Here is a 14,415-nt window from a genome sequence, read left to right as displayed (position 1 = left end):
AGTGTATAGGTAATCGACCACATTACATCTTTTCCAAAGCAAATACCGCACTCAAGGTCGGTAAGTACCAGGAGCCGCAGCAGGCTCCTATTTCTTTGGCTTCGGGAACAATTTTCCACTGCGCGGTTGGCAGAGCAGGATTTTCCGTGTAGAATGGAGCGGGGTGAAACGACGTGACAACGATTAAGCATTTGGCCGAAGGCGAAGATTTCGTCGGCTATTATTTGATTAAGGAAATGGAAATCAAGCAGACGAATGCGACGCCGCCCAAGGATTTTCTCGATCTGGTGCTGGCTGACTCTACAGGGCAAATATCTGCTAAATATTGGGAGGTATCTCCCGCCGAGAAAGAAACGTTTCATCCGATGTGTCTGGTCAAGGTGAAGGGCATTGTGCAGACCTATCGCGAAAGATTGCAGGTCAAGGTGGTCCGCATCCGCAAGACGGGTGAGGAGGATCGCGTTTCGATGACCGATTTCATCCGCAGCGCGCCGCTCGATCCCGAGCATTTGCGGGAAGTGATTGTACGCGCCGCAGCCGATATCGGCGACAGCAAGATTCGTTCCATTGTCGAGTATTGCATCGGCAAGGTGCAGGAGAAGCTGCTGCATGCGCCCGCCGCCAAAATGCATCATCACGCTTATTACGCCGGACTTGCTTATCATATGGTGCGGATGCTGGAGCTGGGCGAGTTTTTGTGCCGTCAGCGGCCGTTTCTGAATGCGGATTTGCTGAAGGCCGGCATCATTTTACACGATATCGCCAAGCCGGAGGAAATGGTGTCGCAATACGGCGTGGTCAGTGATTACAGCACGCACGGCAAGCTCGTCGGTCATATCAGCATGGCCGCCAACTGGATTGTCGAAGCGGCGATTCATACCGGCATCGACACGACGTCGGACACGGTGCTTGCGCTGCAGCATCTCGTGCTCTCCCACCACAATCTGGGCGAGTGGGGCAGTCCGGTGCAGCCGCAGCTGGCGGAAGCCGTCGCTTTGCACTACATTGATACGCTGGATGCCAAGCTGCAGATGGTCGAGGACACACTGGACACGACGCCACCGGGCGAAGCGTGGACGCAGCCGATCCGCGGGCTGGAGAACAAACCGTTTTACCGCTTGAAGCTGTAAATTTTTTTGCATTTATATACAGCTATACCTCATGGAAAACCTTGGAATATGTAGGGGATAACCCCTGTATTTTCTGAGGTTTTTTCTGTGAAAAGAAATCTGGATAGCTGGTAGGTTCGTTTAACGGTAATGATGTATGAAAAACGTAAAAATAATTACAATTTTCATAAAATATATCATATATCTACATGGATATTTCTGTTAGATTTTTTTTGTGGTATATACATTACCGATTATAAAAATTGATATTTTAATGAAAGAAGGGGCATCGTGACTAACTTTGAACAGTTGAAGGCATGGGATTTGGAATATTTGTGGCATCCGTACACGCAAATGGCCAACTATGCAGATGAGCAGAGGATTATTGTCAAGGCTAAGGATTGGCATGTATACGATAGCGATGGTAACGAATACATTGATGGAATTTCTGGACTCTGGAACGTGAATGTCGGTCACGGCAGAGCAGAGATTATCGACAGTATTCATAACCAATTAAGCGAGCTTGATTTCTACGCTTTAAATGGATATTCCTACGAATCCGCTATCCGATTGGCTAAGAAATTGGTGGAAATTTCGCCGCGGGGACTGGAAAAGGTTTTTTTCAGTAACGGGGGATCGGAAGCAAATGAAACGGCTATCAAGTTGGCGCGCGCCTATTGGAAGCTGAATAAGCGAGAGGGAAAATATAAGGTTATTTCACTCAATAGCGCTTGGCACGGTGGTACGCTTGGTGCTTTGAGCGCCAGTCACATTGCAAGCGAGAAGAAGCATTTTGAACCTTTGCTTACGGGCTTTGTGCATATGCCGCAGCCGAACTGTTACCGTTGTCCCTTTGGTCAAACTGCGCATAACTGTGCCATGCAATGCGCCGCCTATTTAAGAGAAATTATCGCTCACGAAGATGAGAGCACAATCGCGGCTTTCATTGCCGAACCGATTCAGGGTTTGGGGGGCGTCATCATTCCGCCGGAGCAGTACTGGCCGATGATTCGCCAAATTTGTGACGAAAATAATATTTTGCTTATTATCGACGAGGTAGCAACGGGATTTGGCAGGACGGGTACGACGTTTGCTATTTCCGAATGGGGAATCACACCGGATATGCTCGTCTGCTCCAAGGGCATCACCAGCGGATATTTGCCTTTATCGGCTGTGTTGGCTACAAACGAGATTTATCGGCCGTTCCTGCAGGAAGGAAGCTATTTCCAACATGGTTATACAACGGGAGGGCATCCTGCAAGCTGCGCTGCGGCGATTGCCAATATCGAGCTAATGGAGCGCGAGCAGCTTCTTGACCCGCCAGCCGAGCGTAAGCATGCATTGCTTAGCCGGTTTGACAAGCTCAAGGATTTGGAGCTGGTAGGGGATATCAGAGGCCGCGGCCACATGGTCTGCGTGGAGCTGGTGCTCGATAAAGTGTCCAAAACCCCATACCCGCATGCTCGCAAGCTATGCGGTAGGCTGATGGAGAAGGGAATCATCGTTCGACCTATTGGCAATTGCATTCCGTTCTTTCCTCCACTTCATATCTCTGAGGCTGATATGGATAAAGTAGTTGCCATTTACGCTGAAGTGATTAGCGAAGCTTGCCGTCAACTTGCTCCCGCTTAATGCTTAGAGGTGACAGCATGTTGATGGAAGCTTTGGTTGTCGTAAACTCATCCGCACACGATTACGCTCAAGCCGAGATGCATGTATTTCCATACTTCAAAGTATTCGGTCTCACCTATCAGGTTGTAGACAGGGCGACCGAACAGTTGGATCATTCGGCGCTTCAATATGCCTTGCTCATTATCGCACATCCCGATATCAACGCCCAAGGACTCCATCGTTGGACGGACGATGAGAAGGCTGTGGTTCGGGCATGCTTGGCCAACGGAGTCGGCATAGTGAGCTTCGATCCGGATAGAAGCCTGTATGATGTACACGCTTCGCTTTCCTGGTCGACCGCACCCGCCGATGTTTTGCGCTTTGCTTCCAGCGTGCATTACATTACTTCGCTGCACCCGCTTGGGGAGACTGTGGAATTGAAAAACAGGGTGAATCCCGATGCGCTTGTGAATGTTCCTTGCCTGGCTCCACCCGCTTTGGACGAAAGTACGGTTCTGCTTCATTGCGGTGAATGGCCTTATTTGATTGCTGGCTTGGCGGGCAGAGGGAAAATTGTGCAATGGATGGGTTCTGATTGGATGGTTCCTCAAGTCCGGGGGCCTGTGTGGGGTTTGGACGATTTGCTGTGGAGGAGTTTGGTGTGGGCTGCGAAGAAGCCGTTTATGCTGCGTACGATCCCGAACTTTGCCACACTTCGCATTGACGATTGCGTTGGAGATCATGGCGAGTATGCCAACGATCCTTTTCGATGGGTGGAAATTGCCCATGAATATGGGTTTAAGCCGTGGCTTGGTTTTTTCTATGATGATATTTCAACTTTGGCAGCCCAGAAGCTGGAGCAGTTGGTGATGTCCGGACAAGCAACGGCACAGTTTCACGGGATTGACCTCTTTGGAATTGTGTACCGTAATGCCAACCATTCGACGGAGGGAATCCGGGCTGCAGTTAAAAGCTGGTTTGAACAGCATAACGTGAGCTTTCCTTTATCGTCCTATTTTTTGCCTCATGCCTATGATCTTGCGCGAGCGGCTCTACCTGTATTGAGGGAAGATTTGGGAGTGAAGTACACGGGCTTGGCCTATCCGTTGGACACGGGCGGAGGAGTCGGAAGCCGCAGCAACGCTTGGCTCCGGATGGGGCCCTACCGCGATCACCTGATGGGAACTGACGGAACGCCTTGGACCGGGGAGTCCTGTAATCGCCCTATTTATTATGCGGGATGGCTTAAAGAAGCAGAAGATTTTTTTAACGTCCTGTCTGAAATACGCGATGTCAACGGGTACGAATGGTTCCGTTACGGAGCCGACAACCGTCAGTATACGGATACAACAGAGGCGATTATCAAAGGTTGTGCCATTTTGCGACGATGTTATGAAAGCAAAATTCTCGGCAATCTGTTTACTCACGAAGATTCCTGGCGTGGTGAATTTATTGCTAATCTTACACCGGATGCATGGCGGGAAATTATAGCCAGTATCGTATCCAATTTATCGCAGTTTCAGCCACGTTTTGTCACGCTGGATGATGCTGCGGCTTATGCACTGTCGCTTTATGAATCGGGCGTTACAAGAGCACGGTACATCGAGGATCGTCGAGTGCTGCATATGGAGTTTCGAGGTTCTACGATCTGCGATACCGAAGTGACGGTGTTCGACGAATGCCGGGGGGCGATTTTGGAGCGCACGTATGATATTGCTTACTTTACAGACGGCTGCTCTACGGAAATCTCGATGGACCAGGCTGAGTTTCCGGATTGCGAAAGCCTCTTTACGACGGAGTTTCCCGTTGCGTTTTTGCAAACTGCGGAGACCCTAAATTTGGGTACCAAGTTCTATGCACTGACAACTGGATCGATCGAGCAGATCAAATTTTATAAAACAGGCCCGGGTACGGAAACGAGAACGCTTCAGCTGTGGGATGTGGAAGCCGAACGATTGCTTCTAGGCCCCATCGAGATTACCTTCGAGGGCGCGGAGGGCTGGCAGGAATACACCTTGGAAAGTCCTTTGCCGATCCCTTCCGGCAGGGAATTGCTGGTCAGCGTCAGCACGCCTAAGGAAACGCCTATTTCCAGCTACGCCATCTGCAAGGGAATGTTTGCTTCAACGGTAAATCGGGCGTATCTGTTTATGGACAAAGGAAGCGGCGTCTGCTCTTTTTCGTTGAATGAAATGCCGCGAGTATGCGATTCGTTCAGCTCATACTTTACAGATATCGTGTTCAGAGCGGAGGCAAGGATACATGAAGCTGATCAAAGAACGGTTTAGGCAATTTGGAGAATCCCCCTACCTTATCGATCCAGTTGATGGAAGCGCCTTGACCTATGAGCAGGTCTACCGGCGGAGCTTGGCGCTATCCCAAGCATGGGTTCAAAAAGGGATAGCCAGGTACGACCGGGTTGCCATTTTCATGGATAATGAGCCTGAGTTTATCTTGTGCCATTATGCTTTGTTGCTTATAGGAGCGGTTGCGGTGCCTATTCAGACTTCGAATCGGCGGGAGGAGATTCAGTACATCTTAGAGCTGACCGAGGCAAAATTTGTTTGTGTAACAGATAGTAAGCGATGGGAAGCGCTTGGTCTCAGATGGGAGTCGTTGCAGGTCTGTTGCACGGAATACGCAACAGAAGGCAACGCGGAGGCGGAAGCTGAGGATGTTGAGCTGGATGAAGACGACCCTGTCGCAATCTTGTTCACTTCAGGAACAACAGGCAGACCCAAAGGGGTGGTGATGAGATATGGCGCAGTATTAAAGGATTTCTATGAATACGGTGGAGCGTTGGCGTTCGGACCCCAAACGCGGATCATCCAGTCGATGCCGATTTCCCATGCGGATGGATGGTGCTACAGCCTGCTGCTTCCCTTTTTGTTCGGCAGCTCGGTAATTTTGACCCCTTCATTTGATGCGCGGGTTTGCGGACAGTTCGATCGTCTGCTGCATGAACTTCACGGTAACGTGCTGATTGCTGTTCCTTCTATGCTGACAGCGCTTTTAACGATGAAATTCCGGTACGAATTGCCAGTTGCGGGATATCTCCATTACGTATTATGCGGTTCTGCCAAGCTTCACGAGGAGCTGTTAAAGCGGTTTGAACATGAATTTGAAACAAGGATTCTGGAAAACTACGGTTCTACGGAAGCGCTTCTGATTGCCTATTATACAATGCAAACGCCTTATAAAAGGGGCTCGGTAGGCAAGATATCTCCGCAATGCGAGGTTCGTTTGGATGAGGAAGGAACGATTATCGTTCGGAGTCCGTTTCTTTTCAAGGAATATTATAAAAGTGCCGTACTGACTGCTGAAGTGTTCGACGGCACATGGTTTAACACGGGAGATATAGGCTTTGTGGACGAAGAAGGCTACTTGTTTTTATCCGATCGTAAAAAGAAGCTGATCAACAAAGCCGGTTACAAAATCAATCCCAATGAAATCGATGAACGCTTGCTTGAATTGGACTGTGTCGTAGATGCTGTAACGATTGGCCATGAGGTCAACGGTGAAGAACAGATTTATTCGTTTGTACAATTAAGTAACTCTGGTCTGAATGTGGATATGGAACCGATGATGCGTCACTTGCAGGCTCGGCTTGAAAGAGTCAAATGGCCCAAACAAATCATACCGATCCCGCATATCGCACGAACAGCCATAGGGAAAGTGAACACGGACGCTTTAATTGGGCTAATAAACGCAAAAAGCGAGGGATAATGATGAGTGCTGACACGATAACAAATCAGTTAATTGATATTTTTCGCAAAATTTCTGAAAAGGATGAAGTTAAGGAAAGCGATCAGTTGGTAAACGATTTGCGAATTGATTCGTTTTTATTTATCCGACTTGTTGTCGAGATCGAAAGAAAGCTCCAGATTCGTTTTGACAACGATATGTTGAGCTTTGAAATGTTTCCTACAGTGGCGGATATGAATGCCTATTTGCAACAAAAAAAGAGAGGGTAGAGAGAAGATATGACGCTTAGCAGAACCATGCGTGAAGCTGCGTTGGGAGACGCGGCTGTGTTGCATCAGCTTTTTGAGCAGCTTGTGGGGCATGATTTACTCCTCGATGATATTGACAGACGGCTTGCATTCGTGAAGGAAAGTCCGATTGAATTTCTGTATGTGTGCGAGGAGCAGGGAGAAGTGAAAGGGGCTTTGGCGTTCCGTCTCCGAGAAAACATCGAGGATTTCAGCCGTTTTGGGGAAGTTTCGCTTATTGTGGTTAACGAACAATGCCGCCGCCAAGGACTCGGAGAGTTTATGATGCATTTTGCCGAGCAGTTGGCTGCGGAGAAGCATTGTATCGGGACGTGGTTGGTCAGCGGTTTTGGCCGTGAAGAGCAGGCGCATAGGTTTTATAAGGAATTGGGTTATGAAATCAACGGTTACCGATTTGTAAAAAGAGCCTAGATGGGACATCAAATTTCGGAAACGAGCGGGGGAGATCATGCAGTATATTTTGTTTGATTTGGACGGGGTTTTAATTGATTCGGAGCATGTTATCAAAACGGCGTTTACGTTGAGCTATCACAAGGTAGTGGGCGATGGGGTTCCCCCCGTTGAGGAATATCTGACGCATATGGGAGATTCTTTTGAAAATATTATGGTAAAAATGAATTTGCCTTTGGTCATGAAAGAGCATTTCCAGTACTACAGTCGTCATCTTGTCGGGTTTATCCGTCCTCATCGCGGCATTATGGCTTTGTTAAGGCTGCTGCGGGCCAATCAATATCAAATGGCAGTAGTGACGGGAAAAGATAGAAGCAGAACAGTGGAGATATTGCAGAAATTGAAAATGGATGATTATTTTCTTTCCGTTGTGGCCGCCGATGATGTGGAACGTCCTAAGCCTGAGCCGGATGCGCTGATTGCTGCGATGAGACATATACAGGCCGTACCGGAGCAAACCATCATGGTAGGGGATGCTCCCAATGATCTGATTGCAGCCAAGCGAGCAGGTGTGCGAAGCTGCGCGGTCAGTTGGGGAGTGACCCCAGCCAGACAATTAATCGGCTTCGAACCCGACTTTTTGGTAAAAAGCCCTCACGAAATTGCCAGCTTATTTAGCAAGGTAAAGATCGAGTTGAATGCCTAGAAAGCGAGGTGGATTCCGGGCATGTCTCGTAATGACCAGAGCCCTCCCTATATTTCCGTGCAGATGATGCAGCTCGTTCAGAACGCCCGTAGTCAGGGACTGGATGTGATTGACTTTACGGTTGGCAATCCCGACCTGCCACCGCCGAGGTTATTGCTGGACATCGTTCGGGATGAAATTTTTCAAACCGCCAATCACCGTTACCCAACCGGGGAATCCAGCGGAACCGACGAATTTCGATACGCGGTTGCACAACGTTATCAGAACGTCTACGGTGTCGAACTGGACCCGTTCAGAGAAGTTATTGCTTTAAACGGCTCGAAGGAGGGCGCGCATTATTTGTCCTTGACGAATATAGAGCCGGGGGATGTAGTGATCGTGTGCGAGCCGGGCTACAGCACGTATCGCTACAGTGCGCAAATCGCGAACGCGGAGATCTATTCGTTGTCTTTGAGTGTAGACAATGGCTTTTTACCCGACTTGGCATCGATTCCGAGCTCCGTTTTGGAACGGACAAAGTTGTTTTATGTAAATTATCCGAGCAATCCGTTAGGAGCTACGGCCCCTTTTGATTTTTATGAACGTCTGCTGGATCTTGCAGTGAAGTATGGCTTCTGTGTATGCAATGATCTGGCGTATGGAGAAATTTACTACGGGGCTAACCGTCCGCTCAGCATCTTGAATGTGCCGGGCGCCAAGGAGCATGCTGTCGAGATGAATTCTTTGTCCAAGTCGTTTAATGTCTGCGGGTGGAGAATCGGTATGCTGGTCGGGAATGCGGCGGTAATCGCCAAGGTTCTTGCGATGAAACAGAATACAGATGCCGGAATTTTCCTGCCCTTTCAGAAGGCCGGGGCTGCAGCCTTGAGGCTTCCTGTACACGCATTGGACGATATGCGCAACACGTATCGGCTTCGTAAGGAAGCGCTGGTTCAGGGATTGCGGCAAACGAGCTTTGACGTGTACGACCCGGAGGCGGGAATGTTTGTATGGGCGAGGGTTCCGCAAGGGAGCGAGGCCGGTTACATTTGCGAGCAACTGCTGACTTCGTGCGGAATCGCTTGTATACCAGGGAGGGCGTACGGCAAGTCGGGAGATGACTATGTTCGCTTTTCACTGAGCGTACCTTTGGAACAAATCCATATTGCGATGCAGAGATTAAATAACCTTTGGAAAGGTTGATCATATGACCACGGCATTGATTATGACAGGAACCGGCACAGTCGTCGCTTCGGAGATTGAATCCCGCGGAGAGAATGTACTGGAAATTTTGCAGACGGGAATTTGCGGAACCGATCGTCATCTTTATCAAGGCAAGCTTGGAGAATCGGAGCCGTTTGTGCTTGGTCATGAAGTAGTCGGAATTATACGGAAGCTGGATAATCCGAAGACACTTCTGGGTGACCGGGTTGAGGTAGGGGACAGAGTCATTCTTGCCCCCGGCATTAATTGCGGCCTCTGTAACAACTGCATTCTTAAAAAAGCTTTTTGCGAAAATCGCTTTGTATATGGCTTTACCCCGTTCTCTGACTCCAAACATCCCGAATTGAACGGTGGATTTGCCCAGTTTCTGGATTTAAAGCCTGGAAGCAAGGTGTTTAAAGTCAAAGAAGCGATTGAAGATGATCGTGCCATCTTCACAGAAATTATCGCTTGCGCTGTAGGCGCAGTAGAGAAAATTACCGAAGTCAAGCAGTTGAGCCAGATCGGTAAATGCTTGATTCTAGGCGCGGGGGCTGCTGGCTACAGTAATTTCGTCACCGCAGAGCATTATGGGTTGCATGCTTCCTTGGCAGATATCAACCCCGAGGCACTAAGGTTGGCGGAAAAAACCGGCGTATCCAGGGAGAAGCTGATCAATCTCGCAGAAACGCAGGACTTGTCCGAGCAATTTGATGCGGTCATTGACTGTACCGGTCATGGGGAAGCTTTTGCAAAAGCGATTCAAGCTGCTGCCAAAGGCGGTGTGGTTATTGAGTTTGGCGCGTTTGCTCCCACTCAGCCGGTCAAGGCATTTGATTTCTGGGAAATTTGCCGAAAGGAGCTAACGGTTCGGGGCTTGTCCGAGACGCTGGACCGAAATTTCCCGATGGCTTTAAGGATTGTAGAAGCAACACCTTATCGTTTGGAGCAGTTGCTGACAAAGTCATTTTCATTGGCGGATAGCCAAGCCATTGAGCAGTTCTTGGCCTCCGCAGAAGCGGGTAAAGGCAAGATTGTACCCCTATCCACTACATAATCATCCAGAACATGCGCTTGATTTCAAATAAAAAGGAGAGCTTTGATATGCATTTAAAAGGAAATAATGTGCTGATTGTAACTCCATTCAACAAAAATGGTGAAATTGACGAAAAAAGCTTGATTCAATTGCTGGATTACATTCTTGAACAAAAGGCGGACGGCATTATCGTGCTGGGGACGACCGGAGAGTTTTTCAGTCTTACAGATGCTGAAAAGGAGCGGGTCATTCGAATCGCAGCGGAACGGATTCAGGACCAATGCGCTTTAATTGTTGGCGTAGCTTCTCCATCTGCTGAAATGTCGGCGAAGATAGCTCGTGTTGCCGGTGAGAACGGCGCATCAGCCGTGTTGGTTCCTCCGCCTTATTATATTCATCCTACCGATGAGGCGATGATCAACCATTTCTCGATCATTGGCGCTCAAGGCGGCGTAGATTTAATGGTGTATGACGGCGGCGGCGGGATTGAAGTGCCAATCAGCGTAATTAAGGAGGTCCGGCACCGGACGGATACAATGAAATATATCAAATTAACGACGCCGAAAGTAAATAAAGTGCAGGAGTATCATACGGCTTTGAGCGGAGAAGTCAGCGTATTTGCCGGAGAAGATTTGCTTATTATGCCAGAGCTATACGCCGGAGCGGTTGGTCTGACGACAGCGGCAGGCAACTTGCAAGCAGCAGCACTGTCCGATATTTTCCGTCTGGTGCAGGAGCATCGATTTGAAGAAGCGCAAAAGCTTCATGATCAGCGTATTGCTCCACAAGCTATCGTTACGGGAGCCATTCGCAATGAGTTTATTCAATGCTTCAAAACAAGTCTGCACCTGATGGGCATTATTGAATCGGATACCGTTAGAAATCCGTTGCATGCGTTAAGCGAAGTGCGCAAAGAAAACTTGAAGTTTATGCTGCGCAATCAAAATCTAATTTAAAGTTGAGGATCTGCGGATGAGAGGGCTTGCACAAAAAGTAGCTGTGGTGACGGGGGCGGCAAAGGGGCTGGGCAGGGCTATTGCCGCAAGATTAAGCGAAGAAGGCTGCATCACTTGCATCATTGATCTTATGGAGGAGGGCCAGCTTACGGCCGAATCCATTTCGAAGGAAACGGAGCAATCCGTTTTCTTTTTCCGCGCGGATATAACCAAAGAGGAGGAGCTGCAAGCCGTATTCTCGCAAATAGAAAGGCAACTCGGGCGTGTTCATATTCTCGTGAATAATGCCGCCGTCTTTGTGTTTAAAGGAATTGAAGCCAATGCGGAAGACTGGAATTATATTAATGGGGTTAACGTGGCAGGAACATCGTTGGTCACCAAGCATTGTGTGCCGTTAATGAAAGGTGAAGGCGGATCAATTGTGAACGTGTCATCGATTAGCGGGATGATTGGACAGCCCAATTTCGCCACCTATAACGCAACCAAATTCGCCGTTCGGGGATTGACCAAGTGTTGGGCTATTGATTTGGCTAAATATAATATTCGGGTGAATAGTGTCTGCCCGGGCTACATCCAGTCGGAGTCCGCGTTACAGTACTGTGAAAATCGTGATTTGGACCCCGAAATTGTGAATCGGCGGATTTCACATCTTCACATCCTGGGACGTCAAGGTAGCCCTGATGAAGTAGCCGCCGCAGTCTGTTTTCTGGCCTCCGACGATGCGTCGTTTATTACGGCCGAGGATCTTGTCGTAGACGGTGGGTATATAGCAAAGTAGAACGGAGGATGGCTGAAATGGCTGCGATTAGCGTTACAGGGTTGAATAAGCAATATACCTACTACAAAAAGGAAGTGGGGCTGAAAAACTCGCTCAAGAACTTGCTCAACAGAGAAGTTTTAGTGCGGGATGCCGTAAAAAATATATCTTTCGAAATTGAAGAAGGAGAAGTCGTTGGTTTTTTAGGCTCGAACGGCGCGGGGAAAACAACGACGATCAAGATGCTTTCGGGTATTTTATTTCCTACAAGCGGTCAGGCCACGGTTATGGGGTATGTGCCCTGGGAGCGGAAAAAAGATTTCAAGAAAATATTTTCGATCGTCATGGGCCAAAAAAATCAGTTGTGGTGGGATTTGCCAGCCAACGAATCGTTTTTGTTGAACAAGCATATTTTTGAAATTGAAGACAAGAGGTATGACAGGCTATTGAATGAGCTTGTCGAACTGCTTGACGTCAAGGAGTTGCTCAAGGTCCAGGTCCGAAGACTTTCTCTGGGAGAACGGATGAAAATGGAGCTTATCGCCGCGCTGATTCATCAGCCACGGGTGCTGTTTCTGGATGAGCCTACAATCGGACTTGATTTCGTTTCTCAAAAAAATATTCGTGATTTCCTCAAATACCACAATCAACAAACGAAAACGACGATTATTTTAACCAGCCATTACATGAAGGATATCGAAGATTTATGCAAGCGGGTCATGGTCATTAACAAAGGCAATATGGTTTACGACGGGAGTATCAGCCAAATTAATGCCGTGTTCGAGAAGGTCAAGACGATCCAGTTAAGCTTCTCGGAGCCTGTGGCTGTGGAGCGCCTGCGACCATTCGGAGAGGTGAAAAGCTTCGACGGATTGAACGCGGTGATTGAAGTGGATAAGCAAGAATTGAAGGCCACTTCAATTCGGCTTTTGGAAGGACTTCCTGTAATCGATTTTAATATCGAAGATATCCCGCTTGAGGAGGGAATATCTCTGCTATACCAACAAAAGCATATAGAAGGTGGAAAGTTTGAAGAAGTATCTTAAAAGCTTTCAGCTTGGAGTCCTGAGCTCGCTGGAATACCGTGTGAATTTTCTTATTAGCATGGTCAGCGGGATTTTCCCGATTTTGATTCAATACTATATGTGGACGGCGATTTTCAATAACAATTCGGGCGATACTGTTTACGGGTATACCTACGCTCAACTGATTTCTTACACGATTATGGCTACTCTGGTTGCCAAGCTTGTACGAACAGGATTCGAATATGACGTAGCCGAGGATATCAAGAACGGGGGAATTAATAAATTCATCGTCAAGCCCATCCATTATTTTCAATTTCGTCTCTTTAGTTTTCTCGGCCAAAAAATCGTTTATTTTACGATGACCCTGCTGCTAATAGGAGTCATATTGTTCATATTAAATGTTTATCTGGATCTACATTTGGCTGGTCGTAATATGCTTCTTTTTATTGCTACTCTGGTGCTGTCTGTTCTGTTGAACTTTCTGATTTTTTATATAATCAGCATCACGGCTTTTTGGCTTGGCGAGGTTACGGCTTTGTTTGAAGCGTTGCGGATTTTTATTTTGGTGCTGAGCGGCGGCATGTTCCCGCTGGATATTTTTGGGGCGAGTGCAGTCAAGGTTCTGAGTGCGCTGCCTTTCAGCTACCTGATTTATTTTCCTGTTAATGTGCTTAATGGAAAAATCCCTTTAGAAGAAATTGCTTATGGAATCGCAGTCCAAGCGATCTGGATTATTATTCTGACGTTATCTTCGTCTTTAATTTGGCGGGCAGGAACGAAAAAATATATCGCGATCGGAGGGTAGCATGAACATTTCGCTCAAAGAAATATGGAAACATATACGCGTATATCTTTTTTTTATAAAAAATTGCGTCGTGGCCCAATTGGAGTTTCGCTTTAATTTTGTTACCAATATATTGGTCGAAATCGGTTATACTTTTGCTGCGGCTCTGTATGGGTTTGTAGTTTATAAATCAGGGGTCCACTTTGTGGGCCTGCCGCCGCAAGCGATTTTTTTATTCGTGGGCACCTACATTCTTATGAACGGTGTATATGTAGGTTTATTTTTAACGAACTTTATGAGCATTTCCAGCTATATTCGCGAGGGCGGTCTGGATTTTATTATCACGAAGCCGGTTTCCTTACAGTTTATGGCGACGCTCAGGTATGTGAACGTAGCGATGCCTATACCCAATGTGGTGGCAGGACTAGCGATGATCGTTTATGCATGGAATCAACTGCATATTCCCATTTCGATGCCTACGATCGGGCTATATGTTTTGATGATGGTATGCTCGGTTGTATTGACGTATTGCGTAACATTGATTCCTCAGATATTTACATTTTGGTTAATAAACTCCAGTGCCGTTACGGAGCTTTCTCACGCCATTTGGGATTTTAATAATATGCCGATGACGGTTTATGGCAAATGGATTCAACGGGTGGGCATATTTCTGTTTCCGCTTTTTATTATTTCTAATTTTCCGCCTATGGTGCTGTTGCAAAATTTATCGGCTCTGTACATCGTGTGGGGGGGAGTCGCTGCAATTTTATTTTTGTATTTGACCAGGAAGCTTTGGCTATGGGGATTAAAAAACTACAGCAGCGCAAGCAGTTAGGTGGGGAAGGC

At 47.6% G+C, this 14,415-nt stretch carries 14 protein-coding genes; all 14 read left to right on the top strand.

Going from position 1 to position 14,415, the window contains the following annotated elements:
• Nucleotides 1-173: 173 nt before the first annotated feature.
• The 14 genes from B5M42_RS11045 (at nt 174) to B5M42_RS10980 (ending at nt 14,404) form a co-directional block, all read left to right on the top strand.
• The gene (locus tag B5M42_RS11045) at nt 174-1,130 is read left to right on the top strand and encodes a 3'-5' exoribonuclease YhaM family protein (protein ID WP_134754557.1); all 957 of its coding nucleotides are present in this window, start codon (nt 174-176) and stop codon (nt 1,128-1,130) included.
• Between the two features lie 270 nt (nt 1,131-1,400).
• Nucleotides 1,401-2,741 carry an aminotransferase family protein gene (locus tag B5M42_RS11040; protein WP_134754556.1) on the top strand — a complete coding sequence of 447 codons (1,341 nt, stop codon included), beginning with the start codon at nt 1,401-1,403 and terminating at the stop codon, nt 2,739-2,741.
• Between the two features lie 23 nt (nt 2,742-2,764).
• Entirely contained in the window at nt 2,765-5,008 is a 2,244-nt protein-coding gene (locus B5M42_RS11035) for a DUF4082 domain-containing protein (RefSeq protein WP_167690054.1), read from the top strand.
• A complete protein-coding gene (locus tag B5M42_RS11030) occupies nt 4,983-6,446 on the top strand; it encodes a class I adenylate-forming enzyme family protein (RefSeq protein ID WP_167690052.1) in 1,464 nt (487 codons plus the stop codon). The genes B5M42_RS11035 and B5M42_RS11030 overlap by 26 nt, the downstream gene beginning before the upstream one ends.
• Before the next feature lie 2 nt (nt 6,447-6,448).
• Entirely contained in the window at nt 6,449-6,694 is a 246-nt protein-coding gene (locus B5M42_RS11025; RefSeq protein WP_209280742.1) for an acyl carrier protein, read from the top strand.
• A gap of 9 nt (nt 6,695-6,703) precedes the next feature.
• On the top strand, nt 6,704-7,144 hold the full coding sequence (locus B5M42_RS11020; RefSeq protein ID WP_134754552.1) for a GNAT family N-acetyltransferase: 441 nt from the start codon (nt 6,704-6,706) through the stop codon (nt 7,142-7,144).
• A 37-nt stretch (nt 7,145-7,181) separates the two neighbouring features.
• On the top strand, nt 7,182-7,829 hold the full coding sequence (locus B5M42_RS11015) for an HAD family hydrolase (protein WP_134754551.1): 648 nt from the start codon (nt 7,182-7,184) through the stop codon (nt 7,827-7,829).
• A 21-nt stretch (nt 7,830-7,850) separates the two neighbouring features.
• A complete protein-coding gene (locus B5M42_RS11010; protein ID WP_134754549.1) occupies nt 7,851-9,011 on the top strand; it encodes an aminotransferase class I/II-fold pyridoxal phosphate-dependent enzyme in 1,161 nt (386 codons plus the stop codon).
• 4 nt (nt 9,012-9,015) lie between these two features.
• On the top strand, nt 9,016-10,068 hold the full coding sequence (locus B5M42_RS11005) for a zinc-dependent alcohol dehydrogenase (RefSeq protein ID WP_134754547.1): 1,053 nt from the start codon (nt 9,016-9,018) through the stop codon (nt 10,066-10,068).
• A gap of 47 nt (nt 10,069-10,115) precedes the next feature.
• The gene (locus B5M42_RS11000; RefSeq protein WP_167690047.1) at nt 10,116-11,003 is read left to right on the top strand and encodes a dihydrodipicolinate synthase family protein; all 888 of its coding nucleotides are present in this window, start codon (nt 10,116-10,118) and stop codon (nt 11,001-11,003) included.
• 16 nt (nt 11,004-11,019) lie between these two features.
• Nucleotides 11,020-11,781 carry an SDR family NAD(P)-dependent oxidoreductase gene (locus B5M42_RS10995; protein ID WP_134754543.1) on the top strand — a complete coding sequence of 254 codons (762 nt, stop codon included), beginning with the start codon at nt 11,020-11,022 and terminating at the stop codon, nt 11,779-11,781.
• Between the two features lie 17 nt (nt 11,782-11,798).
• The gene (locus B5M42_RS10990; protein WP_134754541.1) at nt 11,799-12,806 is read left to right on the top strand and encodes an ABC transporter ATP-binding protein; all 1,008 of its coding nucleotides are present in this window, start codon (nt 11,799-11,801) and stop codon (nt 12,804-12,806) included.
• Entirely contained in the window at nt 12,790-13,590 is an 801-nt protein-coding gene (locus tag B5M42_RS10985; RefSeq protein WP_134754539.1) for an ABC transporter permease, read from the top strand. Before B5M42_RS10990 ends, B5M42_RS10985 begins: the two co-directional genes overlap by 17 nt.
• Before the next feature lies 1 nt (nt 13,591).
• On the top strand, nt 13,592-14,404 hold the full coding sequence (locus tag B5M42_RS10980) for an ABC transporter permease (protein WP_134754537.1): 813 nt from the start codon (nt 13,592-13,594) through the stop codon (nt 14,402-14,404).
• Nucleotides 14,405-14,415: the final 11 nt, after the last annotated feature.

Source organism: Paenibacillus athensensis, from assembly GCF_004514475.2.
Taxonomy (GTDB): Bacteria; Bacillota; Bacilli; order Paenibacillales; family NBRC-103111; genus Paenibacillus_AL; species Paenibacillus_AL athensensis.
This window is presented reverse-complemented; position numbering and strand designations above follow the sequence as displayed.